This is a genomic window from Actinomyces israelii DSM 43320, from assembly GCF_000711965.1.
Classification (GTDB): domain Bacteria; phylum Actinomycetota; class Actinomycetes; order Actinomycetales; family Actinomycetaceae; genus Actinomyces; species Actinomyces israelii.
Genome location: NZ_JONS01000019.1, coordinates 38,878 through 62,535, shown reverse-complemented (window position 1 = coordinate 62,535; position 23,658 = coordinate 38,878). Strand labels below are relative to the sequence as shown.

Genomic DNA, 23,658 nt, shown 5'->3' with positions numbered 1-23,658 from the left:
CGCACTGGAACGGTCGGGCGGGTGGTCATCCGCCGCACCATCCCGACAGGGGCCACCCCTCGCACCCACGCGACCGACCAACGAGGCTGAATCCACGCCATGACCGAGTCCATCGCCGCATCCGAGCCCGCGGGCGAACGCCTGAAGCAGCTCGCCGAAGCACACGGAGTCTCCACCGAGTACTGGGACTATCGCGGCAATCTCGCCGCGCCCTCCCGCGCCACGCTCGTCGCCGTCCTGGCGGCCCTGGGCGTCAAGGCCGGCACCGACGAGGACGTCGAGGCCTCCCTGAAGGATGTCGAGCTCACCCCCTGGAGGCTCACGCTGCCGCGGGTCGTCGTCTCCCGGTCCGGCGCCTCGACCTCCGTGCCCGTCCACCTGCCCGACGGCGCCGCGGTGCGGGTGCGCGTGGAGCTGGAGGGCGGCGGCAGGCGCCAGCTGTCCCAGACCGACGAATGGACGCTGCCGCACGACGTCGACGGCGCCCTGACCGGCAGGGCCTGCTTCGCCCTGCCGGCCGACCTCCCCCTGGGATGGCACACCCTCGTCGCCGACATCGACGCCTGCCCGGCCCGCGAGGCGTTCTCGGCCCGGGCGCCCCTGGCCATCACCCCGGACCGCCTGGAGCTGCCGGCGGCCCTGGGCCTGCGGGGCTGGGGCGCCATGGCGCAGCTGTACTCCGTGCGCTCCCAGGGCTCATGGGGGATCGGCGACGCCGACGACCTCACCGAGCTGGTGAGCTTCCTGGGGGAGGAGGGCGCCGACTTCCTCCTGATCAACCCGCTGCACGCCGCGGAGCCCGCCGGCCGCATGACGCCGTCGCCCTACCTGCCGGTGACCAGGCGCTTCGTCAACCCCATCTACATCCGCCCCGAGGCGATCGGGGAGGTCGCCCGCCTGTCCGGGCCCCGCCGCTCCCTGGTCCAGTGGGCCTTCGAGGAGGTCTCGCCGGCCAACCTCAGCGCGGATCCCATTGATCGCGACGCCGTCTGGAAGGCCAAGCGCGAGGCCCTCGAGGTCATCTTCGCCGCCGGCCGCTCCCGGTCCCGCCAGCGCGACTTCGAGCGCTTCCGCGCCGAGCAGGGCAGGGGCCTGGAGCGGTTCGCCCTGTGGTGCGCCCTGACCGAGAAGTACGGCGAGCTCAAGGACTGGCCCGAGACCCTCAGGGACGCCTCGAGCGCCTTCGTCGCCAACGAGGCCCGCACCCTGACCGAGCGCATCGACTTCTACGCGTGGCTGCAGTGGATCGTCGACGAGCAGCTGGGCCGTGCGCAGGCCGAGGCCAAGGCCTCGGGCATGAGCCTGGGGGTCATGAACGACCTGGCCGTCGGCGTCCACCCCTACGGGGCCGACGTGTGGAGCGACCCGGACTCCTTCGCCCCGGGCATCGAGGTCGGCGCCCCGCCGGACATGTACAACCAGCTCGGCCAGAACTGGTCCCAGCCGCCGTGGAGCCCCGCCCACCTGGCGCAGACCGCCTACGCGCCGCTGCGCGACATGGTGCGCACGGTGCTGCGCCACGCCGGCGCGCTGCGCGTGGACCACGTCGTCGGGCTGTTCCGCCTGTGGTGGATCCCTCAGGGCATGGGGGCGGATCAGGGCGCCTACGTCCGCTACGACCACGAGGCCATGGTCGGCGTCGCCCTGCTCGAGGCCCACCGCGCCGGCGCCGTCATCATCGGCGAGGACCTGGGCACCGTCGAGCCCTGGGCGCGCGACTACCTCGCCAGCCGCGGCGTGCTCGGCACCTCGGTGCTGTGGTTCGAGAAGCAGCACGACGGCTGGCCGCTGCAGCCCGCCGCCTACCGGCACCTGGCCCTGTCCACCGTCAACACCCACGACCTGCCCCCCACCGCCGGTTACCTCGCTGATGAGCACGTGGCCCTGCGCGAGAGGCTGGGGCTGCTCACCGAGCCCGCCGAGCAGGTCCGCGCCGAGGCCCGCCTGGAGCGCGAGAGGATGCTCACGCGGCTGCGCGAGCACGGGCTGCTGGGCGACGACCCCTCCGAGCGCGAGATCGTCGAGGCCCTGCACCGCTACGTGGTGCGCACGCCCTCCGCGCTGGTCGGCGTGGCCCTCGTCGACGGCGTCGGCGAGCGGCGCGCCCAGAACCAGCCGGGCACCGACCAGGAGTACCCGAACTGGAGGATCCCGCTCGCCGACGGCTCGGGCAGCCCCGTCCTGCTCGAGGACCTGCCGGGCAACATGCGGCTCGCCAGCCTGCTGGCGGCCGTCCGCGACGAGATGAGGCGCTGACCCGCGGGTCCGGCCGGGGCGCCGTCAGGACCAGGTGCAGGCCACGGCGCCGCTGGCCAGGGTCTGGCCGGCGCGGGCCGTCGTGAGCGCCCCCTCCTCGGCGTCGAGGGCGACCACCGGGACGATCGGGCTGCGTCCGCCGGCCTCGACATCCGCGGGCGACCAGGTCACGACCGGGTCGCCCACGGCGACCGGGTCGCCCTCGGCGGCGTGGAGCGTGAAGCCCCTCCCGCCCAGCTGGACCGTGTCCAGACCGAGGTGGACGAGCACGCCGCGCCCCCCGGGGGCGACGACGACGTAGGCGTGCGGGTGGATCTTGGACAGGGTGCCCGAGATCGGCGCGACCGCGGTGACGGGGGCGCCCGCCTCGCGGTCGGGGTCGATGGCCAGGCCCGGCCCGACGAGCCTGCCCGAGAAGACCGGGTCGGGAACGTCCTCGATGGCGACGACCGTCCCGGACAGGGGCGCCCGGACGGTCAGGATCACCGCAGGTCCTCGATGTCCTCGGCGATGGCGTCCGCGTTGGGGCCGACGACGACCTGGACGTTGTTGCCGAGCGCGAGCACGCCGTGGGCGCCGGCGGCCCTGAGACCGGCCTCGTCGACGATCGAGGCGTCGTCCAGCTCGCACCGCAGACGGGTGATGCAGGGCTCGATCTCGACAATGTTGTCGAGCCCCCCGAGGGCGTCGACGATGCTCTGGGCCTGGGACATGTGTCCTCCTGGATCGGCCGGCCGCAGCCGGGCAGCGGTGAGGGCGGTGACCGGCGGGCGCCGTCGCCCGGCAGGACCCCGTGCCGGTGGTCCATACCACTGGTTATCGTACTCGACTTCGGCGGCATGTCCATCCCGGCCCGGTCTCAGGCGTCCCGGACGGGACGGGGGCGACGACGGCGCGGACCGGGCGCCGCGACCGGCACCCACAGCGTGTAGCGGTCGGCCCGGTACAGGGTGCGCGAGTAGTCCACGGCGAGATGGTCGTGGAAGGTCCGCCGGGTGATGTCCAGGGACGGGGCCCGCTCGGCCACGCCGAGCAGGACCGCCTCGTCGGCGGTGGCGGCCCGTCCCTCGATCACGTCCTCGCCCCACTGCGGGGCCAGTCCCCGCTCGGTCAGCTCGGCGTAGACGGAGAAGGGCAGGGGCCCCTCGAGCAGGTCCGGCAGGAGGCCGGCCGGGACCCAGCTCTCCTCGATCGCCATGGGGACGGAGTCCGCGGTCAGCAGGCGATGCAGATGGTGGACCTCGTCCCCGGCGCCGATCTCCAGCGCCTCGGCGACGGCGGCGTCGGCGGGGGCCGTCTCGGCGGTCAGGAAGACGGCGCCCGGCTCCATGCCGCGCCGCCTCATCTCCTCGGAGAAGGAGGTCAGCCGCACCTGCAGGTCGAGCTTGGGCGGCGCGACGAAGGTGCCGCGCCCCTGCTGGCGCTCCAGCACGCCGTCGACGACGAGGGTGTCGATCGCCTGTCGCACGGTCATGCGGGACACGCCGAAGCTCTCGCACAGCTCGCGCTCGGAGGGCACAGAGGCCCCCGGAGCGAGGCCCTGGGCGATGAGCTCGAGAAGATGGTCGCGCACGACGACGTACTTCGCGGGGGTCGGTGAGCCGGGCTCGTTGGGCGTGGTGGGCATGGCGGTACTTACAGGTCGATCGGGAACCGGGCGGAGTCGGGCGGCCCGCCAGTGGGCGCCGGACACGGGCCATTGTGCCCTCTCGGCAGCGGCCCGGTGGTGTTTCGCGGGGGCGCCTTCCGCCCGTTTCGCGGACGGCTCCGCAGCTGGTGCGGACCGGTGCTGCTCCACAGTGGTGGATGGTCTCGTAGCTGCTCCCCGAATTTTGGCTTGATCGTCGCTTGACTTCCGGCGCCCGCGGGGCTTTGCTGGACCCACTGGTCCAGACGTGTTCGGCCTGAGCGCGACTGGCCGCGTCGCTTCCGCGAGCGACGGATCCCCCTGCGGGGCACAGCCGCCCCGCCATCCCGAGACTGGAGATCATCGTGTCTGACAAGAAGAAGTCGGGCGGTGCCTTCGCAGCCGCCCAGCGGCTCGGGCGCTCCCTCATGCTGCCCATTGCGACGCTGCCCGCCGCCGGCCTCCTGCTGCGCCTCGGGCAGGCCGACATGCTCGGCGCGGACGGCGTCGCCGGGCACCTGAGCTGGGTGCAGCCGGTCGCCGACGTGCTCCTGGCCGCCGGCAACGCCGTCTTCAGCAACCTCGCCCTCATCTTCGCGGTGGGCGTGGCCGTCGGCTTCGCCCGGAGGTCCGACGGGTCCACCGCAGTGGCGGGACTGTTCGGCTACCTGGTGTACCAGGGCGTCCTGTGGGTCATGGCGCCCCTGGTCATGGGCAAGCCGCCCGCCCCCACCCAGGAGCAGCTCGACTGCCTCCACGGCTTCGACCCGGCGTCGGACGCCATCGCCCAGGTCGGCCCCTGGAACCAGGGCGTGAGCGTCTGCGAGCTGCCCACCCAGACCCCCATCAACTACGGCGTGCTCGGCGGCATCATTATCGGCCTGACCGCTGCGCTGCTGTGGCAGCGGTTCTACCGGATCAAGCTGCCCGACTGGCTGGCCTTCTTCGGCGGCCGCCGCTTCGTGCCGATCGTGACCTCGGTGGCCGCCGTCGGCATCGCCATTGTCATGGGCGCCCTCTACCCCGCCTTCAACTGGCTCATCAACGAGCAGGTCGGCGGCTGGCTCATGCGCGCCGGCACCCAGGGCGGCGCCGGCGCCGCCCTGGCCGCCTTCGTCTTCGGCACCGTCAACCGCCTGCTCATCCCCCTCGGCCTGCACCACCTGGTCAACTCCATCCCGTGGTTCCAGCTCGGCGACTGCACCACCGCCACCGGTCAGACCGCTCACGGCGACCTGACCTGCTTCTTCTCCGGCGTGGAGGGGACCAACACCTGGACCGGGACCTTCATGACGGGCTTCTTCCCGATCATGATGTTCGCCCTGCCCGCGGCCGCCCTGGCCATGTGGCGCACGGCCAGGCCCTCCAGGCGCAGGGCCACCGGCGCCCTCATGATCTCGGTGGCGCTGACGGCCTTCCTCACCGGCATCACCGAGCCCCTGGAGTACGCCTTCGCCTACGTCGCCTTCCCGCTCTACCTGGTCCACGCGGTGCTCACGGGCACCGCGCTGGCCCTGGTCAACGCCCTGGGCATCAAGGACGGCTTCTCCTTCTCCGCCGGCGGCATCGACTACCTCATCAACTTCGGCAAGTCCGCCGAGCTGTCCGGCGGCGCCCTCGCCGGCCCGGTCCTGCTGGTCCTGATCGGCCTGGTATACGCCGTCATCTACTACTTCCTGTTCCGCTTCCTCATTACGCGGTTCGGCTTCAGGACGCCCGGCCGCGAGGACGACGACGCCGACGCCTTCAAGGACGCCCAGGCCGCCGTCGCCGGGAGGCCCGGCAGGACCGGCGCCAAGGAGGCGCCGGGCGCCCAGGCCGCGGAGAGTGAGAAGAGCGCCGGGAGCGCAAGGGCCGCGAAGAAGTAGCGCGCACGCGCCGGGGCCCGGCGCTCGCGGAGCGCCGGGCCCCGGCGGGCGGGGGCACGGGTCACGGGTCCTCAGTGCGCGGCGGCCTCGCAGGCCTGCGCACCGGCCACCCGGCGGGTGTTGTCGAGGTTCTCCGAGATGATCCGGCGGAGGGCCGCGGGCGCCTCCCGGTGGGAGGCCAGCCAGCCCTCCAGGGCGCCGATCGGGTCCGCTCCCTCCAGGCCGACCGTGGCCGGGGACCACAGCGCGGTGAGCAGGTTGTCGGCCATGTGGAAGGTGCGCGTGTCCCAGATGGCGTCCGCCTGGCGGACGTACTCCTGGACGAAGGGCGCGAGCAGCTCCGGGCTGCGCTCGACGCTGCGGAATCCGCGCAGCATCTTGACCTGGGTCTCGTTGGGCATGGAGGAGTCCTCCACGAGCCTGCGCCAGGCGGCGGCCTTGGCCTCGGGCGTCGGGACGCAGGCCCGCGCCTGGGCGGCGCGCTCGCGGCCCGTCGTCGTCCGGTCCCGGCCCTCCTCGGCGGCGATCTCGGCCTCGCCCGCCCGGCCCGCGGCCACCAGGCCGATGAGCAGCTCCCAGCGCAGGTCCTGATCGACGACGAGCCCCTCGAGAGGCTCCGAGCCGTCGAGCCAGGCAGCCACCGCCGCGGTCTGCTCCTCGGTCACGGCGTGCTCGGCGACGGCGCGCACCAGCTGGAGCTGGGCGTCCCCGCCGGCCTCGGCGGCACGGGCGAGGGCGAGCAGCGTCTCCGCCGTCGCCGAGGCGGCCGGCGCGCGGTCCGCCTGGGGCAGGTAGTGGCTCAGGCAGGTGGTGACCCGGCTCAGCAGGCCCTGGACGACCGAGGAGTGGGTCTCCACTCGCAGCGCGGCGAGCGCCGCAGCCAGGAAGCGGGACGCCGGCAGCTCGCCGTCGCGCACCAGGTCCCACGCGGAGGCCAGCAGCACCGAGCGGGGCAGCGACTCGGCGAAGGCGTCCACCTTCTCCAGGCCCGTGGCCAGCGAGTCCTCGTCCAGGCGCACCTTGGCGTAGGTGAGGTCGTCGTCGTTGAGGACGAGGACGTCGGCGCGGCGCGTCCCGACGAGCCCGGGCACCGGCGTGCTCGCCCCGTCGACGTCGAGCTCGACGCGGCCGGTGCGCTCCAGGCGGGCCCGCTCGCCCCGGCCGGTCAGCGTGTAGGAGCCGATGGCCACGCGGTGCGGGCGCAGGGTGGCCGGCGAGCCGGCGGGGATCTCCTGGAGGACGGCTGCGGAGGTGATGACGCCGTCGTCGTCGGTCTCCACAGCCATGCGCAGCGTGGTCACGCCCGCCTCCTGGAGCCACACCCGCGTCCACGCGCCCAGGTCGCGGCCGCTGGTGGCCTCCAGCTCGGCCAGCAGGTCGGCCAGGGTGGCGTTGGCGTAGGCGTGGGCGGCCAGGTATTTCTTAATGCCCTTGAAGAAGCTCTCCCGGCCCACGTAGCCCACCAGGGCCGCCAGGACGGAGGCGCCCTTGGCGTAGGTGATGCCGTCGAAGTTCACCTCCACGTCGTGCAGGTCGTTGATCTCGGCGGCCACCGGGTGGGTGGAGGAGAGTTGGTCCTGGTTGTAGGCCCAGCCCTTCTCAATGGTCTGGAAGGTGGTCCAGGCGTCGGTGAAGCGCGTGGTCTCGGCCACGGCGAGCGTGGAGGTGTACTCGGCGAAGGACTCATTGAGCCACAGGTCGTTCCACCACTTCATGGTCACCATGTCTCCGAACCACATGTGGGCGAGCTCGTGGAGGATGGTGACGGCCCGGCGCTCCACGCGCGCCTCGACAGGCCGGGAGCGGAAGACGTAGTCGTCGCGGTGGGTGACGCACCCGGCGTTCTCCATGGCTCCCGCGTTGAACTCCGGTACGAAGACCTGGTCGTACTTGGCGAAGGCGTAGGGGGTGCCGAAGAGCTCCTCGTAGTAGGCGAAGCCCTTGCGGGTCATCTCCAGGATCTCGCCCGCGTCCATGTGGGCGGCCAGCGAGGCGCGGCAGTAGACGCCCAGCGGGACGACGCGCCCGTCGGCCGCCCGGTACTCGTCGGTGGCGCCCCGGTAGGGGCCGGCGACGATCGCCGTGATGTAGGAGCTGATCGGCTCGGTGGGGGCGAAGTCGAAGACGCTCGCGCCGCCGACGGCCCTCGGCTCGGGAGTGGGGGAGTTGGACAGGACGGTCCAGCCCTCGGGCACGCTCACCGTGAAGGCGAAGGAGGCCTTGATGTCGGGCTGCTCGAAGACGGCGAAGACGCGGCGGGCGTCGGGCACCTCGAACTGGGAGTACAGGTAGGTCTCGCAGTCCGCCGGGTCGGTGAAGCGGTGCAGCCCCTCCCCGGTGTGCATGTAGGCGCAGTCGGCGACGACGGTGAGCTCGTTGTCGGCGGCCAGGTCGGCCAGCACGATGCGGGAGTCGACGTAGGCCTCGGCCGGGTCGAGCTCACGGCCGTTGAGGACGATCGAGCGCACCCGTGGGGCGATCAGGTCGATGAAGGTGACCGCGCCGGGGCCGGTCGAGGCGGCCGAGAAGCGCGCCGTCGTCGTGGATCGGAAGGTCTCCTGCGCCGGGTCGGCGGCGCCGCTGAGATCCAGGGCGATGTCGTAGCTCGTGGCGGTGACGAGGCCGGCGCGGGCGCTCGCCTCCTCGCGGGTCAGGTTCTGACCGGGCATAAGTGCTCCTTGATGTGGTGGAACGGGCGGGCGGCGGGGCCGCCGGTCCGCGGTGGCGCTGATGATGACGGCGCGGCGGACATCGGGCGACATCCTCTCATCTCGCGCGGCGGCGACTCGCGGTGGGTGCGGCGGGACGGGGTCCCGCCGGCCGATGGGCCCCACGGTGCCCGTCCCCTCCGCCGAGATCGGTCCGGTTCCGGCTCGAGATCGGTCCGTCGGGGCCGGCGGTCGCACGGTTCTCTGCTCGGGGCGCGCGGCCCGCCCCGCCGCGGCCCGCCCACGCCTCACGGGGCCACCATCGACGCGTTGACGCCGCATACTTTGTAATGCACACTAGCGGGTGTCGCAAGGTAAGGAGATCGACTATGGCGCGTCCTCGGGAGTCCCAGCTCCGCAAGGGAGCCCTGGAGCTCGCCGTCCTGGCGCTCATCGCCCGCTCCGAGCCCGACGGCGTCTACGGGGGCGCCCTCGTCGAGCGTCTCGCCGCCCGCCCCGCCCTCGCCGCGCCTCAGGGCACCATCTACCCGCTCCTGTCCCGCCTGCGCCGGCAGGGGATCGTCGAGACGACCTGGCGGGAGTCGCCCGCCGGCCCTCCCCGCCGCTACTACCACCTTACGCCCGACGGCGCCGGCCGCCTCAGCGAGCAGCGCGCCACCTGGCGGGCCCTGGCCTCGGACATGGCGGACGTCCTGAAGGACCCCGCCGGAAAGGACGTGCAGTCATGACTGCCGCACTGCGCAACCAGCACCAGCGGGCATCCCGTGCAGGCGCTCCTGGCGCCGAGGCGGCGGACCCGCTGGCCGACTACGTCGCTCAGGTTCGCGCCCGCCTCGGGGATGCCGCGCCCGCCCTCGAGGAGGACCTGGCCGAGCTCGCCGCCTCCCTGCGCGAGGCCGCGGCCGCTCAGGGGCAGGAGGCCGCCCTGGCCGCCCACGGCCCCGCCGACCGCTACGCCGCCGCCCTCATCGGCGCCGCCGGCGACCAGGCCGACGAGCCCTCCGGGAGGCCGTGTCGTCCGGTGCGCCGTGTGCTCGGCGTACCCGTCGCCCTCAGCCCGCGAGGGCTGTCCGAGCGCGCCGCCCGGAGCTTCTCGCCCGCCGACCCCGTCCTGGTGCCCCGCGCCTACGGGATCGGCTGGGACCTCAACCTCGGGGCGCTGGCCGTGCGGGCGGGCCTGGCCCACCCCGACGACCTCGACGACGACCTGAGCCTCGGCCCCGCCCAGACCGCGGCCCTGAGCGCGGCTCCCGCCCTGCTCGCCCTGGGCGTCGCCGCTGCGGGCGCACCGCGGGCGGGGCGCAGCGGCGGTGACCCGGCGGTGGGCCCGACGAACGGCAGGGGGCGGGCCGCCGCCCTCCTGCCGCCCGTGCTCGTCGCCACCGCCCTGGGCGCGACCGACGTCCTGCGCGGCGCGCCCCTGCCCCAGCGCCTCGGGCACGCCGTCACCTCCCTGCTCCTGACCGGCGTCGGCGCCGCCGGGGCGCTCCAGCGCAGCCCGAGCCCCTCGGCGCCCGCCTCCCGCCTCGCGCAGGCGGGCGCGGTGGCGGCCGGCGCCGTCCTGGCGGGAGGGGCCGCCGTCCTGGCCCTGCGCGTCGCCGTGCGCCGCGCCGTGCGCGCGCAGAACCGCACTCAGCCAACCGTCCACTGACCCGAGAGGAGCCCTCATGTCATCCGCGTTCCCGTCCGCCGTCGCAGACCCGCCGAGCGGCCCTGTGCTCGCAGTGCTCGCCGCCCTCGCCGTCGTCGAGCTGGGGCTGGCGGCCGTAGCCCTGTGGCGCTGGTGGCGCACGCCCGCCGAGCGCCTGAGCGCCAACCGCTGGGTCTGGCTGGTCCTCATCGTCGCGCTCTCCTTCATCGGCCCGGTCGCCTTCCTCGCCGCCGGGCGCCGTCCCGCTCCCGTCACGGAGCCCCCGCCGGGTAAGCGCCCGGCAGCGGGCGCGGGGACGGCCGACGTCGTCGCCGCCCTCTACGGAGACGACCGGCGGTGAGCCCCGCCGTCTCCACGGCCCTGGCCACCCGGGGCCTGACCAAGCGCTACAAGGACCGCACAGTCGTGGACCACCTGGACCTGCGCGTCCCCGAGGGCGGAGTCTTCGGCTTCCTGGGCCGCAACGGCGCGGGCAAGACCACGACCATCCGCATGGTCCTGGGCCTGGCCCGCCCCACCGGCGGGAGCGTGCGGATCCTGGGACGCGACGCCGGCGGGGCCCTCGCCCCCGGTCTGGTCGGCTACCTGCCCGACGTCCCCGGCTTCCGCCCCTGGATGAGGGCCGACGAGGTCCTCGCCCACGCCGGACGCATGATGGGCCTGCGGGGCGCGGCGCTGCGGCGCCGCAGCGCCACCCTCCTGGAGCTGGCGGGCCTGCGGGGCGTGGACCAGCCGGTCGGCGCCTACTCCCGCGGCATGCGTCAGCGCCTCGGCCTGGCCCGGGCCCTCGTGACCGCCCCGCGCCTGCTCATTCTGGACGAGCCGACCTCCGCCCTCGACCCCGTGGGGCGCAAAGAGGTCCTCGATCTCATCGCCGCCCTGCGCGGGCGCACCACCATCCTCCTGTCCACCCACCTGCTCGACGACGCCGAGCGGGTCTGCGACGACGTCGCCATCATCGACCGCGGGCGCCTGCTCCTGACCGGGACGACGGCGGAGCTCGTCGCCGGGGCGCGGGCCACCAGCATGGAGATCGAGGCCGTGGACGACGCCGCGCCCCTGGCCGCGCTCCTGGAGCGGCAGCCCTGGGTGCAGGCCGTCGAGTGCGCGGACACCCGTGTCCGCATCCGCACGCGGGACCCGCAGGCCGCGCACCACGCGCTCGCGGGCGTCGTGGACCGGGCGGGGTGCGGGCTGGTCCGCCTGGGCTTCACCCGCCACGGCCTGGAGGAGGTCTTCCTGCGAGCCGTGGGGAGCGCGACGCCCGAGCGCCCCGCCGAGACGGACGGCACCAGGACGGACGGCGCGAGGCGGGGAGCGGACCATGAGTGACATGAGTGAGATGAGTGGGCGGGCCCGGGGCCGTGGCGCGGGTCTCCTCGACGCCTTCACCGAGCTCGTCCGCATCGAGCTGACCGGCGTGAGGCGGACCTGGCGCGGCCCGGTCCTGCTCGGAGCGGCCCTGGTGACCGGGGTCGGCTCTCCCGTGGTGGCCCGGCTCATGCCCGAGCTCCTGGCCGGCACCCTGGGCGAGGTCGCCGCGGGCGCCGTCCCGCCCCCGGTCGTGGCCGACGCCTGGGCCCAGTGGGTCAAGAACGCCTCCTCGCTCCTGCTCGTGGCCCTGGTCGTCGTGGCCGCCTCGGCGATCGCGGGGGAGCGGGGCAGCGGCGTGGCGCCGGCCGAGCTGGCCGGGCAGGGCTCGCGGGGCCGCAGCGTCTACGTCCTGGCCAAGGCGGTGGCGGTGGGCCTGAGCGCAGCGCTGGCGGTCCTGCTGAGCGCACTGACCTGCGCGGCGGTGACAGCGGTCCTCTTCGAGGGGGTCACCGGGCCGGAGGCGGGACGCGGCGCCGCGGCCGCCGCCCTGTGGGGCCTGGGCGCGCTGGTCACCCTCGGCCTGACCCTCCTGGTCTCGGCCTGCTCGCGGGCCACCGTGCTGCCCGCCGCCGTGGGGGTGGTGCTCTCGCTGCTGGGGCCGACCGCCGCCGCGTGGGAGCCCCTGGCCCGCTGGAGCCCCCTGGGCCTGGCTCCCATGGCCTCCTCGCTGGCCTCCTCCTGGGACGCTCTGTCCTGGGGGCCCGTGTGGACGGGAGGCGCAGCCGTGGTGCTCCTCGTGGCGGGGGCCGTGCTCCTCCTGCGCCGCGCCGAGCTGTGAGCGACGGCGGGGGTGGGCGGTGGATGCATGCGGCCGCCCGGGTGCGCACGGTCGTGCGCACCCGGGCGGTTCGATGATCGGGTCCTCAGCGGGGTGTCCGCGGGGGGACCGCCCGCAGCACCGCCGGGAGAGGGGGCGCCGGTCAGGCCCGGCGGCGGTAGGCCAGGAGGACGCCGCCCGCGGCGAGCAGGCCGGCGGCGACGACGGCAGCGCCAAGGCCCGCACCGGTCTTGGCCAGGCCGGACTTCGGGGCGGTCGGGGCGGTGGCACCCGGGTCGCCGTCGGTCGCCGGGTCAGCGGCGGCGCTCGGGTCGGCGGTGGGGGTCGGGTTGTTCGGGTCGGAGGGGATGGCCCCGTCCTTGACCTGCCACCAGCCGCCCGTCACCTGGATGGCCTCGCTGATGAAGCCCTCGTCGTAGGTGGCGTTCCAGATCACGATGCGGTACTTGCCGTCAGGAAGGTCGGTGGGGACGGGGCCGTTGTAGGCGAAGCGGCCCTCGGCGTCGGCGGTGACCTCTCGAATGTCCTTGACGGAGCTGCCGTTCTCGTCGGTCACGAAGAACTTCACGGTCGCACCCGGGGTGAAGCCGGTGAGGTTGATCTCGAAGGTCTGGGTGTCGTACTTGCCGTCGCTGTCGGTGTCCGAGGAGACGATCGTGGCGGTGCCGTCCACGGCGGTGGAGTCGATGTACAGGGGCACCTCGGCGGTGCCCGCCACGTTGCCGTTGTAGTCCACGCACGCAACGCCCAGGCGGAGCGCCGACGGGTCCTTCAGGTCGGCGCCGGCGGCAATGGCCGGCAGGTCGATGGTGGTCTTCCAGGTGCCGTCGGCATTGGCGGCCTCGGCGCCGTTGGCGCCCTCGATGGCGACGCCGTCCCGGGTGAGGCCCCAGACGAGGGCGGAGCGGTTGCCGTTGACCGGGTTGCAGCCGACGCCGGAGACGGTCGCGGACTGGCCGGAGGCGTAGCGGCCGGCGTAGCTGTCGTCGATGGCGAAGCCCGACCCGTCGTCGGCAGCGGCGGGGCTTGCGAGGGCGCCGACCGCGACCAGGGCGGTGGCGCCGACGGTGGCAAGGGAGCGTCCAAAACGCATGGAGTCCTCCAAATAGCTGGGAGTCAGTGAGGGCGTCGGGGATGTTGTCTGCCCGCTACGCAGTGTTTCACCTGACGCAGGGTATTTACAAGGCTTTAACAGCGCCTGCCGGGACCGTGCCCTGAATTTTGCTGTCACATGACTCCCGTGCGTCACTTCAGGTATCACTGGTCACGACTGCACCGGGTTGTATGGGGATTGCTCCCCACCCTGTTCGCGTCCGCGGTCTCCGCCGGCCCCGCCGGGGCGATCCGGGCCCGGGCCCCTCAGCCCGCCGGGGCGCAGGCGCCGGGCGCGTAGCCGTGCTCGGCGAGGACTGCGTAGGTGTCCTCGGTGGGGAAGGCGATGAAGGAGCTCCCCCGCGTGGGCGCGGGCACATCGACGAGCGTGACGGCGTCGGCGCCGCTCCGGGCGGCGGCGGCGCCCAGGGATGCGAGGTCGAGCAGGCCGGTGCGGTCGTCGACCCCGAGGTTGCCGGTCAGCGTCCAGACCAGCTGGTGCGCGGCCAGGGGGCTGCCGGCGCGCTCGCGCACGGCGTCGATCAGGGCCTTCATGACGACGCCGGAGTACCGGGTGCGGCGGTGCGCGCCCTCGGTCTCGGACAGGGCGACCCAGGCGCCGTCGCGGTAGACCTCGGGGTGGCGGGAGCGGACCAGGGCGAGCGCGTCGACGCCGGACAGGGTCTGAGGGCCCGCCTGGGCGATGTCGAGGCCCGCGTTGGTGTCCCGGAAGGGCTCGTCGATCGTGACCTCCAGGCCCCCCAGGGAGTCGATGATGGAGGCGAACTGGGCCATGTCGACCGTGACCAGGTGGGTGGTGGTGATGCCGAGCTGGGTGCACAGCAGGTCGATCGTGTTCTGCGCGCCGTCGAGGTAGGAGGTGGCGAGCCTCTGGCTGGTGAAGAAGGTCGGGCCGATGGTGAGGTCCCGGGGCAGGGTGAGGACGGTGAGCCCGGCCTTGCCGGGCTGCACGAGGGCCAGCACGTCGGCGCGGGAGCCTTCTCCGGTGTCCTCCACGGTGCCGTAGCGGTCGGGGCCCTCGGGAAGGTCCTCGCGCGAGTCGGTGCCGATGAGCAGCCAGGTCTCCGCGTCGGGAGCGCCTGTCTCGGCGGTCGCGCGCGGCATGCGGATGTCGGTGCTGCGGAGCCTGGCGCTCATGAGGCCGATGTCGCCCAGGACGAGGACCAGCGTCAGGGTGAGCACCAGGGCGGTGGCGGCCGCCAGCGGGCGGCGCCGCCCGAACGCGGACGCCCGGGTGCGCGCAGCGGCGAGGGCTGCGCGCACCCGGGCGGGGGCTGTGCGGTGTGCAGGTGAGTCGGAGCGCGTCATCGCCTGCACACTAGCGGCACTCAGGCCTTGCGGCGGGAGGCCAGGAGGACGGCGCCGCTGGCGAGGAGGCCGGCGCCGACGAGCGCGGCGCCGAGGTCGGCCCCGGTCTTGGCGAGCTGCCTCGAACTCGAAGGAGTCTGGGCCGCGGGCGCCGCGGGCTTGGCCGGGGCGGGGCTGGCCGGGGCGGGATTGCCCGCAGCCGGCGGGTCGGCCGGGTCTCCGCCGGCTGCGGGGGCGGCGGTCTGCGAGGGGGCCTCAGCGGCCTCGGTCGGCTCGGGCAGGCCGCCCCCGTTGTTGTCCTGGTCGCCGTCGCCCTGGCCGCCGTCTCCCTGGCCGCCGTCTCCCTTGTCGACGGTGTAGATCTTGCCGTCCTTGACCAGGATGTTCTCGAACCAGGCGTGCTCGCCGTAGGCGGCGCCGAAGACACCCGCCTTGTACCTGCCGTCGGGCAGATCGGTCGGGGGGGTGAAGCTCTGGGCGACGGCGCCGCCGCCGTCGGCGTTGAAGGTGCCCAGGGCGTGGAAGTCGCCCTCGACCGGGCCCTGCTCGCTCTGGTAGGCGCTCTCCGGCGCGACGCGGAAGGTGACCTCCTCGCCGGGGGCGAAGCCCTTGACGTCGAGCGCAATGGTCTGGGTGCCGTCGGCCTGATTGATCAGCTTGTACTCGCCGCTGAGCTTGGAGGAGTCCAGCTGGAGCGACAGCGAGAGCGTCTTGAGGGTGTTCGTGTTGTAGTCGACGCAGGCGAAGGAGAGGCCGGTCCTCTGCTGGTCCTTCAGCCCGGCGGCGGGGACCGCCTGCGCCAGGTCGATGGTCGCGGTCCACGAGCCGTCCTCCTTGACCTCGCCGGTGCCGGCGGCCGTGGAGTCCTCGTTGCCGATGGCCCAGGTCAGGCTGGTCGGGTGGCCGGCGGGGTCGGTGCAGCCGGTGCCGGAGACGGTCAGGGTCGAGCTCGGGTCGGCGACGCCCGTGTACTTGCCGTCCGTGACAAAACCGTCCTCCTCGGCGGCGAGGGCGGGGGCGGAAACGGCAGTACCGACGACCGCGAGGGTGGCAGTAGCACCGATGGTGGCGACGAAGCGTCCGAGACGCATGAGTCCTCCAGAGGGTGGTCGGGTCGGGTTGTCCATCACGGTGCATCGCACCGATCTGGAATCAACTCTCTCGCACCCGCAATGCGGGCACAAGGCCACAATGTCCACGATGCGAGACAGACGGACGCCTCAGTAGTCACATTGGCAACAGAGACAACAGAAATGTGGGGTAGTTGTGATAATAGTCACCAAATGTTGACTCGCTCCTCGGGGGCGAGCCAGAGGGCGTCGTCGCTGCCCACGCCGAAGGCCTCGTAGAAGGCGTCCACGTTGCGCACGATGCCGTTGCAGCGGAACTCGCCCGGCGAGTGCGGGTCGATGGCGAGCAGCAGTTCGGCGTAGTCGTCGCGGTTCCGGCCCCGCCAGATGCGCGCCCAGGAGAAGAAGAAGCGCTCCAGCGCGCTCAGGGAGTCGATGACGGGGGCGTCCTCGAAGGAGTCGATGCCCGCCTCGGACAGCGCCAGCCGGTAGGCCTTGAGCGCGATCCCCAGGCCCCCCAGGTCCCCGATGTTCTCCCCGATCGTCAGCGCGCCGTTGACGTGCGGGACCTCGGAGGCGTCCTTGCCCGCGGCCTCGGCCCGAGCCACGAGCAGGGCCGGCCGGTAGGCGTCGAACTGGTCGATCAGCGCCCTGGTCCGCGCCGTGAAGGCCTCGCGGTCCGCGGAGGTCCACCAGTCGACGACCTTGCCGGTGCCGTCGAAGGTCGAGCCCTGGTCGTCGAAGCCGTGCCCGATCTCGTGACCGATCACCGCGCCGATGCCGCCGTAGTTGACGGCGTCGTCGGCGGCCGGGTCGAAGAAGGGGGGCTGGAGGATCGCCGCGGGGAAGACGATCTCGTTCATCGTCGGGCTGTAGTAGGCGTTGACCGTCTGCGGCGTCATGTGCCACTCGCCCCGGTCCACGGGGCCGTCCAGCTTGCGCAGGGCGCGGGCCAGCTCGAAGTCCTCGACCGAGCGCACCGAGGCGATGACGTCCCCGGGGGTGACGACGACCGCGGAGTAGTCGCGCCAGGTGTCCGGGTAGCCGATCTTGGGGGTGAACATGGCGAGCTTGTCCAGGGCGCGCTCGCGCGTGGCCCGGCTCATCCACTCCAGGGAGGAGATCGACTCCCGGTAGGCCTCGATGAGGCGGCCCACCAGGGCCTCCATCCGCTCCTTGTGGGCGGGCGGGAAGTGCCTGGCCGCGTACAGCTCCCCCAGGGCCTCGCCCATGGTGCTCTCGACCAGGCCGACAGCGCGCTTCCACCGCGCCCGCAGCTGGTCGACGCCCTGGAGGGTGCGCGAGTAGAAGGCGAAGCTCTCCTCCACGAAGGCCCGCGAGAGCAGGGGCGCGCGGCCGTGGACGACGTGCCACGCCGCCCACGCGCGCAGGTCCTCCAGGTCCGCGTCCCGCCACACCCGCGCCAGGTGGGGCAGGTAGTCGGGCTGCTTGACGATCGTGCGCTCCAGCAGCGCCGTGGAGTCCGCCCCCGCGCCCGCGGCGGCCCGGTTGATCCCGGAGCGCCAGGCCTCCCACTCGAAGGCCGGCGCCGAGCCGGCGAGCTCGGCCCAGGTGCGCGGGTTGTTCATCTTCTCCACGTCGCGGCAGGCGACGCGGTCCCAGTGCCCGGCGGCCAGGGCGGTCTCCACCCCCATGACGCGGGCGGCCAGCCCGGACGCGTCCGCCCCGAGCCGCTGCGGCAGCCCCGCCAGCTCCAGCATGCGCGCGACGTGCGCCGTGTAGGCCTCGCGGATGCTCGCGCGCTCCTCCTGACGGTAGTACGACTCGTCGGGCAGGCCGAGCCCGGACTGTCCCATCCAGGTCGTGTAGTGGTCGGGGTCGTTGAGGTCGACCTCGACGGCGACGGCGACCGGGCCCGAGAAGCCGGCGGCGATCCCCGCTCCCAGGGCGCGGGCCAGGGCCGCCTTGTCGCCCGCCTCCAGGACGGGGGCGAGCTCGACCTCCAGCGGGGAGGCGCCCAGCTCCTCGATGCGCTCCTCGTCGAGGAAGGAGGTGTACAGGGAGGCGATCTTGGCCGCGGACCCGGCCTGGGCAGCGGGCTCGGCTGAGCCGGTCGGCCCCGCCGGGGCGGCGGGCGCCGAGTCGGCCCGGGCGACGAGCTCGTCGAGGATGTCCCGGCAGGCCGCCTCCGCCGCGTCGCGCAGGACCAGGAAGGCCCCGGTGCCCGGGCGGTCGGCGGGGATCTGCGCCGTGGCGAGCCAGGCGCCGTTGACGTGGCGGAAGAGGTCGTCCTGCGGGCGGACGGCGGGGTCGACGGCCGCGGTCTCCAGCACGCCGCCGCGCACAGAGCCCTCGGGAGCCTCGGTGCCCTCGGAGCCCTCGGGGGCCTCGGGGGCCGCAGGGATCTCGGAGGGGGCGCGCGTCGCCGGTGCGGAGGAGTGAGGGGAGTCAGTCGTCATGAGCTCACGCTAACGTGGGCGCTACCCGCACATCTGTGCGGTCAGCCCGCTGTCCGCTGCTGTTCGCGTGAGGCACAATCCGGGTATGCGTATTCACATTGGTACCGACCACGCCGGATTCGAGCTCAAGAACCTCCTGAGGGACCACTGGAGGCGGGCCGGTCACGAGGTCGTCGATCACGGCTCCTACGAGTACGACCCCGCTGACGACTACCCCGGCTTCTGCTTCGCCTGCGCCGAGGGAGTCGTCGCCGACCCCGGCAGCCTCGGCGTCGTCCTGGGCGGCTCCGGCAACGGCGAGCAGATCGCCGCCAACAAGGTCGACGGCGTGCGAGCCGCCCTCGTGTGGTCCGTGGAGACCGCGCGCCTGGCCCGCCAGCACAACGACGCCAATGTCGCCGGCTTCGGCGTGCGCCAGCACTCCGCCGAGGAGGCGATGACGATCCTGGACGCCTTTATCGCCGAGTCCTTCTCCGGGGACGCGCGCCACCAGGGACGGATCGACCAGGTGCGCGACTACGAGCGCACCCGCCGCGAGGGGGCCTGAGCCGCGGAGCCGGCGGCCCGGGCCGCTCGGGTAACGTCCGGCTCATGCCAGAAGGACACACCATCCACCGGCTCGCCGGCGCCCTGACGGAGCTCTACGGCGGACGGCGCCTGCGGACGAGCTCCCCGCAGGGGCGCTTCGCCGACGGCGCCGCCCGGCTCGACAACCAGGTCCTCCTGGGGGCCGAGGCGCACGGCAAGCACCTCTTCCTGGCCTTCGGGCCGGAGCCCGACATGCCGATGGACGCCGAGGCCGTGACCTGGCTGCGCATCCACCTGGGGCTGTACGGCTCGTGGACCTTCGACGGCGACTCCGCCTTCACCGCGCCGCACGCCATCGGCGCCCCGCGCCGGCGCGTGGGCGAGCGCGGGGAGCACGCGCTGCGCCACGGGGGCGGCTCGGCGCTCGCGGGCCTGAGCGGCGGCGGGTCCGGCGCGAGCCCCGGCGCCGAGGACGCGCCCGCGCCGGGACTGTGGAGCCCTCCCGCGCCCCGCGGCGCAGTGCGGCTGCGCCTGCTCGGCGAGCACGGCGTGGCCGACCTGACCGGCCCGGCCGCCTGCGAGCTCCTCGACGCCGAAGGCGCCGCCGCCGTGCACCGGCGCCTGGGCCCCGACCCGCTGCGCGCCGACGCCGACCCTCAGGAGTTCGTCGCGGGCGCGCGTCGGCGCCGCAAGGCGGTCGGAGAGCTGCTCATGGACCAGTCGGTCATCTCGGGGGTGGGCAACATCTTCCGCGCCGAGACGCTGCTGCGCTGCGCGATCAGCCCCTTCCGGGCCGGCAACCGGCTCAGCGAGGCGCGCCTGCGGGCCGTGTGGGACGACCTCGTCCCGCTCATGGAGCACGGCGTCGCCACCGGCTTCATCACCACCGTGGAGGCCGACGACGTCCCCGAGCCGCTGCCCGACGACGACCAGGAGGCCGGACGCTGGTACGTCTACCACCGCACGGGGCGGCCCTGCCTGCGGTGCGGCGCCCCGGTGCGCGAGCGGGAGACGGCCGGACGGCGGCTCTTCTGGTGCCCGACCTGCCAGGCCCGCTGACGTCCCTCCCGCTGCTTCTCGTCCTCCTGCGCTTCCTGCGCCGCCGTCTCTTGTCGGGATCGGTTCGCCTCCGGTGCGGGGTCGGTTGTGCCGGTGCGGCGCGGTGGGGTGCTCTCAGGGTTTTGCCAGGTGTGGTGGGGGTGAGTCTCCAGGGTGGTCGGGTTACATGGTTGCTGCCGCCGGACGGGGCGGGTCATGAGGGTTGGGGAACCCGGTGAGGGGCCTGCTTGCGAGAGCCGCCAGGGTCTAAGGGAGCCCTGGTGGGTCGTTCCGGCGAAGGGGGCTCGACCGGCCGGGAGTGGGAACCCGGCTCGGCGGTCTCGATGACGAGGGCCCGTGGGCCGGGACGCCACCCCGGCCCACGGGCCGCGGTCGTCCCGGGCCCTGTTCTGCCCTATGCGGCTCGGTAGCCGACCACGCCGTCCTCGACGGCGCGCCGGAACAGGTCCACCCGCGTGTCTGCCGGGCGGCCGGCCTCCCGGTACTTCTCGCGGATCCTGGCGACGTAGGTGTTCACGGTGGCATTGGTGTAGCCGAGCTCTCGGGCCACCGTCACGGACTTCGCCCCCAGGGCGTACCGGGACAGCACATCGACCTCCGTGGGGGTCAGGCACTCGGTGGCGAAGTCGTTGTCCGTGTCCAGGGCGGACGCCCAGCTCAGGTTGGTGCTGGGGATCCCGTCCAGGGCCGCCTGCGAGGCCCTGATCAGGTCGCCGTCGGGAGCCGACTTCTTCACAATGGCCAGAATGCTGGTGGCGAGGGCCTGGCGGACCAGCACCGGCTCGTCGCCCGAGGTGTGGACGACCACCGGGATGGAGAGCTCGTTCAGCTCGCGGATGTTGTCCGTGGGCGTGGAGCCGTCTGCCAGCCGCAGCTCGAGGATGGCCAGGTCTGGTGCCGGATGCCCATCTGCGGCGCCCAGTTCCGGTACCAGCCGCCCGTCTGCGGTGTGCAGGCTCGGGACCCACCGCACCGTCCAGGGCAGGCCGGCCTGGGCGAACCGCAGTTGGCAGCCCTGGGCGATAATACTGCACTCGTCGATAATCAGGACGTATGGCTGGCTGCTCATCATTGCCTTCCCTGCCCGCCCAGCGGGGTGCCTGGACGGTGCGATTCCGAACTCGAACGCTGTCGGTTGTGTTGACGGACATGACCGGTCGGGGCCGTCCGAGTCGGACGCGTGCCGGGGCCGCGACGGCCAGGAGCCGGGCGGGCCCGAAGAGCGGTGCGGGGACCGGCCCGGAGGCGGGCCCAGAGAACATCTCGGCCCGAATCCGCGCTCAGCGAACCGGGCGCCCGTCCGCCCCCAGAAGGGTGGCGCCGGTGTCGGTGAGGACGGAGACGAGCTGCGGCCGCCCGGCGGGCAGGACGCGGACGACGACGCGCGCCTGGTCGCCGTCGGCGAGAATCTGGACGATGCTGTCGGTGATCGCCCGGCGGATGTCCGGGGGCAGCCGGCTGTCGCCCCGGTCATCCATGAGGATGACGTCGGTGCCGCGAGCGCGCGCCTCCCGGGCCGCCCGGACGACGGGGGTGCCGGTGAAGAACGGGGCGCGGATCTCGTCGCGCAGCTCCGCCTCCACCAGACGGGCATGGGTCCGCACCTGCGGGGTGAGCGCCTCGCCGGCGGCGACCCGCTCCAGCAGGGGACTGGCGCGGCGGCGAACCGACTCCATCGCCTGCCTCATGACCCGGTCGGCGGTCATGTTGGCCTGGCGCAGGGCCAGGACCTCCGCGGTGCGCGCCTGCGCGGCGGCGATGGCGGCGCTGGCCGCGGTGCGGCGGTTGGCGGCCAGATGCCACAGGATGAGCGCAATGGTCTGGGGGAGCAGGTAGCTCGGGAGTATCAGCGGGGAGCGGCGGCTGAGGGCCACCCAGACGACGGCGGTCGCGATCAGGAGGAGCTCGCCCGCCCAGGCCGCCCTGGGGCGCTGCCTCACCAGTAGGCAGCAGCACACCGCATTGGCCGCGCCGGTGACCCACGAGGCGAAGCCGGGCCACCCGCTGGTGCGGATCGGCAGCATGACGGCCAGATGGGTGGTGGGCACGATGAGCAGGACGACGGCGACGGCCCAGCGCGGCATGGAGGCCCGCGGCCAGGAGCGCAGCAGCAGGAAGGCCGCCAGCATGAGAGCGGCCAGGCTGACGACGACGGGGACGGCGGTCGAGTAGGCGCCGGAGCGGATCTCCGCGACGGCGATCGCGATGTGGATGACCACCGCGTAGACGCCGATGAGCCGCGCCCAGGCGGTCTCCGCGGCCGAGGCGACGGAGCTCGGCCAGACCTCGGCGCTTGTGATGTCGGCTGCTCGCTGGTCGGCGCCCGACGATGGGGCCCAGGTCATGGAGACGGCGGTCCCGTGCCCCGGGGCGGAGCGGACGTGCGCCGTGGCACCGGCGTCGTGCAGACGAGTCCCGATGGAGCCGGTGAGACCGTGCCTGCCGGGAGCCGGGGCGGCCGGGTCGAAGCCGCGGCCGTCGTCGGAGACGACGACGGCCACCCCCTCCGCGTCGCTGCGCATCTCGATGCGACGCTCGACACTCCCCGGGCCCTCCTCGCCGCCAGCATGCCGCAGTGAGTTGCGCAGCGCCTCCGTGACGGCGTCGGCGAGGGCCTGGGACACCGCGGCGGGCACGGGGCGGTCGACGGCGGTGGAGATCGCCAGCCGCGCTTCGGGGCTCAGCGACCGGATCTGCGTCGTCAGGGCCTCGAAGAGGGCCGAGGCGCTGATCGGGGGGCGCTCGGAGCCTGCGGCTCCAACGATTCCAGCGCGCTACGGGTGGCCTGCCGCAGCTGGGCCGAGTCCTCCAGGCCCGCGGAGAGCGAGACCAGGACGGACAGGATGTGGTCGTGGACGAAGCCGTTGGAGCGTCGCTGGGCGACGGAGCGGGCGTGGTCGGCGGCCAGGCTGACGAACTGCCGGCGGCGCTCAGCCGATGCCCGGTCCAGCGCGCGTCCCTGGTCCAGCATCCAGTGCAGCATCCCGGTCACCAGCAGGGCGCTCATGAGGAGGAGCAGCGGCTGCTCCACCGACACGTCGGTCAGGGCGCCGCGGGAGGTCACCAGCATTATGATCAGGGCAGGCACCAGGGTCACGATGTAGAGGCCGTTGGCCCGTGGCGTCAGGATGGTCGATCCCGCGATTCCGACGATCGGGAAGTAGCTGATGAGCGGGGTGTCCCGAGTGACGGTGTCGGTGCCGGACAGCGACGGGATCAGCGGTATCGCCCCGGTCAGCGCGACTTCGAGGCCGTAGCCGATCAGTGCGGCCATCACCATCGCCTGCCAGGTCCGGTCGATCGGCGATGACCGCGTTTCAACGGCCGTGGCCGGTTCCCCGACCCGCTTCCTGCGCTGAGCCTGCGACAGGGCGACGGCGGCCACCGCGCCGGCGAGCAGCGGGAGGATGAGCACCGGCAGCATGAGCGGCCACAGCGTCAGCGCAGGAACCCGTTGGATGGCCGACGCGATGGCGGGGGCCGCTCCGGCGCTGGTCCCGGCCGCGGTGGCGCCGACGAACACGACGATCCATCTGCGCAGCTGCAGCGTGTGCGGCCCAGCGGCGGGCGACAGGACACGGCCCATCAGTACTACGCGACGCGGTAGCCGACCAGGCCGTCCTCGGCGGCGCGCCGGAACAGGTCCACCCGCGTGTCTGCCGGGCGTCCGACCTTCCGGTACTTCTCGCGGATCCTGGCGACGTAGGTGTTGACGGTGGGCACGGTGCAGCCGAGCTCTCGGGCCACGGTCACGGATTTCGCGCCCATGGCGTACAGGGACAGGATCCTGACCTCCAAGGGGGCCAGGTGCTCGGCGACGAAGTCGCCGTCGGTGTCCAGGGCCGACGCCCAGTCCACGGGATCTGGATCCCGGTGGCCGGCTCGCACGCTCCGGAGCTGTACCGGTGCGTGCGACTGGTCCTGATGCCCTTGCGCT

At 73.6% G+C, this 23,658-nt stretch carries 21 protein-coding genes; 9 read left to right on the top strand and 12 right to left on the bottom strand.

Annotated elements, in window-relative coordinates; translation table 11 throughout:
• Positions 1-99 precede the first annotated feature (99 nt).
• The gene (gene malQ, locus O145_RS08340) at positions 100-2,256 is read left to right on the top strand and encodes a 4-alpha-glucanotransferase (protein ID WP_043562211.1); all 2,157 of its coding nucleotides are present in this window, start codon (positions 100-102) and stop codon (positions 2,254-2,256) included.
• Between the two features lie 24 nt (positions 2,257-2,280).
• On the opposite strand, the gene O145_RS08335 is transcribed toward malQ, so the two are convergent.
• The 3 genes from O145_RS08335 to O145_RS08325 are packed head-to-tail and all read right to left on the bottom strand — an operon-like array spanning position 2,281 to position 3,883.
• Positions 2,281-2,742: a PTS sugar transporter subunit IIA gene (locus O145_RS08335; protein ID WP_043562210.1), complete on the bottom strand. Its 462-nt coding sequence runs from the start codon at positions 2,740-2,742 to the stop codon at positions 2,281-2,283.
• Positions 2,739-3,179, bottom strand: a complete 441-nt coding sequence (locus O145_RS19570) for a PTS sugar transporter subunit IIB (RefSeq protein ID WP_267489923.1) — start codon at positions 3,177-3,179, stop codon at positions 2,739-2,741. Before O145_RS19570 ends, O145_RS08335 begins: the two co-directional genes overlap by 4 nt.
• Positions 3,116-3,883, bottom strand: a complete 768-nt coding sequence (locus O145_RS08325) for a GntR family transcriptional regulator (RefSeq protein ID WP_043562208.1) — start codon at positions 3,881-3,883, stop codon at positions 3,116-3,118. The genes O145_RS19570 and O145_RS08325 overlap by 64 nt, the downstream gene beginning before the upstream one ends.
• Positions 3,884-4,248: 365 nt before the next feature.
• On the opposite strand from O145_RS08325, the gene O145_RS08320 reads away from it, so the two are divergent.
• On the top strand, positions 4,249-5,751 hold the full coding sequence (locus O145_RS08320; protein ID WP_043562207.1) for a PTS transporter subunit EIIC: 1,503 nt from the start codon (positions 4,249-4,251) through the stop codon (positions 5,749-5,751).
• A 71-nt stretch (positions 5,752-5,822) separates the two neighbouring features.
• Here O145_RS08320 and pepN read toward each other — a convergent pair whose 3' ends face one another.
• Entirely contained in the window at positions 5,823-8,420 is a 2,598-nt protein-coding gene (pepN, locus tag O145_RS08315; protein ID WP_043562206.1) for an aminopeptidase N, read from the bottom strand.
• Positions 8,421-8,788: 368 nt separating this feature from the next.
• On the opposite strand from pepN, the gene O145_RS08310 reads away from it, so the two are divergent.
• The 5 genes from O145_RS08310 to O145_RS08290 are packed head-to-tail and all read left to right on the top strand — an operon-like array spanning position 8,789 to position 12,223.
• Positions 8,789-9,148 carry a PadR family transcriptional regulator gene (locus O145_RS08310; RefSeq protein ID WP_043562205.1) on the top strand — a complete coding sequence of 120 codons (360 nt, stop codon included), beginning with the start codon at positions 8,789-8,791 and terminating at the stop codon, positions 9,146-9,148.
• Positions 9,145-10,071, top strand: a complete 927-nt coding sequence (locus O145_RS16490; protein WP_052374870.1) for a hypothetical protein — start codon at positions 9,145-9,147, stop codon at positions 10,069-10,071. Before O145_RS08310 ends, O145_RS16490 begins: the two co-directional genes overlap by 4 nt.
• A gap of 16 nt (positions 10,072-10,087) precedes the next feature.
• Positions 10,088-10,411, top strand: coding sequence for a PLD nuclease N-terminal domain-containing protein (locus tag O145_RS08300; protein WP_043562204.1), 324 nt, complete (start codon positions 10,088-10,090; stop codon positions 10,409-10,411).
• Positions 10,408-11,403 carry an ABC transporter ATP-binding protein gene (locus O145_RS08295; protein ID WP_052374868.1) on the top strand — a complete coding sequence of 332 codons (996 nt, stop codon included), beginning with the start codon at positions 10,408-10,410 and terminating at the stop codon, positions 11,401-11,403. The genes O145_RS08300 and O145_RS08295 overlap by 4 nt, the downstream gene beginning before the upstream one ends.
• Positions 11,396-12,223, top strand: coding sequence for a hypothetical protein (locus O145_RS08290; protein ID WP_156966665.1), 828 nt, complete (start codon positions 11,396-11,398; stop codon positions 12,221-12,223). Before O145_RS08295 ends, O145_RS08290 begins: the two co-directional genes overlap by 8 nt.
• Positions 12,224-12,365: 142 nt before the next feature.
• Here O145_RS08290 and O145_RS08285 read toward each other — a convergent pair whose 3' ends face one another.
• From O145_RS08285 to O145_RS08270, 4 genes are all read right to left on the bottom strand, one after another.
• Complete coding sequence (locus O145_RS08285; protein WP_043562202.1) at positions 12,366-13,316, bottom strand: hypothetical protein; 951 nt, start codon at positions 13,314-13,316, stop codon at positions 12,366-12,368.
• Between the two features lie 266 nt (positions 13,317-13,582).
• The gene (locus O145_RS08280) at positions 13,583-14,644 is read right to left on the bottom strand and encodes an LCP family protein (protein WP_043562201.1); all 1,062 of its coding nucleotides are present in this window, start codon (positions 14,642-14,644) and stop codon (positions 13,583-13,585) included.
• Positions 14,645-14,664: 20 nt separating this feature from the next.
• Positions 14,665-15,735, bottom strand: a complete 1,071-nt coding sequence (locus tag O145_RS08275; protein WP_043562200.1) for a hypothetical protein — start codon at positions 15,733-15,735, stop codon at positions 14,665-14,667.
• A 185-nt stretch (positions 15,736-15,920) separates the two neighbouring features.
• Positions 15,921-18,134 carry a M13 family metallopeptidase gene (locus O145_RS08270; protein ID WP_043562199.1) on the bottom strand — a complete coding sequence of 738 codons (2,214 nt, stop codon included), beginning with the start codon at positions 18,132-18,134 and terminating at the stop codon, positions 15,921-15,923.
• An 85-nt stretch (positions 18,135-18,219) separates the two neighbouring features.
• Here O145_RS08270 and O145_RS08265 point away from each other — a divergent pair, with 85 nt between their 5' ends.
• Positions 18,220-18,681 carry a ribose-5-phosphate isomerase gene (locus O145_RS08265; RefSeq protein ID WP_043562198.1) on the top strand — a complete coding sequence of 154 codons (462 nt, stop codon included), beginning with the start codon at positions 18,220-18,222 and terminating at the stop codon, positions 18,679-18,681.
• Between the two features lie 44 nt (positions 18,682-18,725).
• Entirely contained in the window at positions 18,726-19,721 is a 996-nt protein-coding gene (locus tag O145_RS08260) for an Fpg/Nei family DNA glycosylase (protein ID WP_043562197.1), read from the top strand.
• A 394-nt stretch (positions 19,722-20,115) separates the two neighbouring features.
• On the opposite strand, the gene O145_RS08255 is transcribed toward O145_RS08260, so the two are convergent.
• The 4 genes from O145_RS08255 to O145_RS08240 form a co-directional block, all read right to left on the bottom strand.
• The gene (locus O145_RS08255; RefSeq protein WP_084682476.1) at positions 20,116-20,790 is read right to left on the bottom strand and encodes a helix-turn-helix transcriptional regulator; all 675 of its coding nucleotides are present in this window, start codon (positions 20,788-20,790) and stop codon (positions 20,116-20,118) included.
• 211 nt (positions 20,791-21,001) lie between these two features.
• On the bottom strand, positions 21,002-22,381 hold the full coding sequence (locus tag O145_RS08250; protein WP_324252498.1) for a sensor histidine kinase: 1,380 nt from the start codon (positions 22,379-22,381) through the stop codon (positions 21,002-21,004).
• A gap of 41 nt (positions 22,382-22,422) precedes the next feature.
• Positions 22,423-23,307: a hypothetical protein gene (locus tag O145_RS08245; RefSeq protein ID WP_043562194.1), complete on the bottom strand. Its 885-nt coding sequence runs from the start codon at positions 23,305-23,307 to the stop codon at positions 22,423-22,425.
• A 5-nt stretch (positions 23,308-23,312) separates the two neighbouring features.
• A complete protein-coding gene (locus O145_RS08240; protein WP_052374867.1) occupies positions 23,313-23,579 on the bottom strand; it encodes a LuxR C-terminal-related transcriptional regulator in 267 nt (88 codons plus the stop codon).
• Positions 23,580-23,658: the final 79 nt, after the last annotated feature.

What these genes read in the sequence shown, in the direction of transcription:
- O145_RS08255 (WP_084682476.1), bottom strand. Translation starts at nt 20,790, where the DNA reads ATGAGCAGCCAGCCATACGTCCTGATTATCGACGAGTGCAGTATTATC.
- O145_RS16490 (WP_052374870.1), top strand. Translation starts at nt 9,145, where the DNA reads ATGACTGCCGCACTGCGCAACCAGCACCAGCGGGCATCCCGTGCAGGC.
- O145_RS08300 (WP_043562204.1), top strand. Translation starts at nt 10,088, where the DNA reads ATGTCATCCGCGTTCCCGTCCGCCGTCGCAGACCCGCCGAGCGGCCCT.
- O145_RS08265 (WP_043562198.1), top strand. Translation starts at nt 18,220, where the DNA reads ATGCGTATTCACATTGGTACCGACCACGCCGGATTCGAGCTCAAGAAC.
- O145_RS08245 (WP_043562194.1), bottom strand. Translation starts at nt 23,307, where the DNA reads ATGGGCCGTGTCCTGTCGCCCGCCGCTGGGCCGCACACGCTGCAGCTG.
- O145_RS08285 (WP_043562202.1), bottom strand. Translation starts at nt 13,316, where the DNA reads ATGCGTTTTGGACGCTCCCTTGCCACCGTCGGCGCCACCGCCCTGGTC.
- pepN (WP_043562206.1), bottom strand. Translation starts at nt 8,420, where the DNA reads ATGCCCGGTCAGAACCTGACCCGCGAGGAGGCGAGCGCCCGCGCCGGC.
- O145_RS08270 (WP_043562199.1), bottom strand. Translation starts at nt 18,134, where the DNA reads ATGACGACTGACTCCCCTCACTCCTCCGCACCGGCGACGCGCGCCCCC.
- O145_RS08310 (WP_043562205.1), top strand. Translation starts at nt 8,789, where the DNA reads ATGGCGCGTCCTCGGGAGTCCCAGCTCCGCAAGGGAGCCCTGGAGCTC.
- malQ (WP_043562211.1), top strand. Translation starts at nt 100, where the DNA reads ATGACCGAGTCCATCGCCGCATCCGAGCCCGCGGGCGAACGCCTGAAG.
- O145_RS08325 (WP_043562208.1), bottom strand. Translation starts at nt 3,883, where the DNA reads ATGCCCACCACGCCCAACGAGCCCGGCTCACCGACCCCCGCGAAGTAC.
- O145_RS08275 (WP_043562200.1), bottom strand. Translation starts at nt 15,735, where the DNA reads ATGCGTCTCGGACGCTTCGTCGCCACCATCGGTGCTACTGCCACCCTC.
- O145_RS08260 (WP_043562197.1), top strand. Translation starts at nt 18,726, where the DNA reads ATGCCAGAAGGACACACCATCCACCGGCTCGCCGGCGCCCTGACGGAG.
- O145_RS08290 (WP_156966665.1), top strand. Translation starts at nt 11,396, where the DNA reads ATGAGTGACATGAGTGAGATGAGTGGGCGGGCCCGGGGCCGTGGCGCG.
- O145_RS08280 (WP_043562201.1), bottom strand. Translation starts at nt 14,644, where the DNA reads ATGACGCGCTCCGACTCACCTGCACACCGCACAGCCCCCGCCCGGGTG.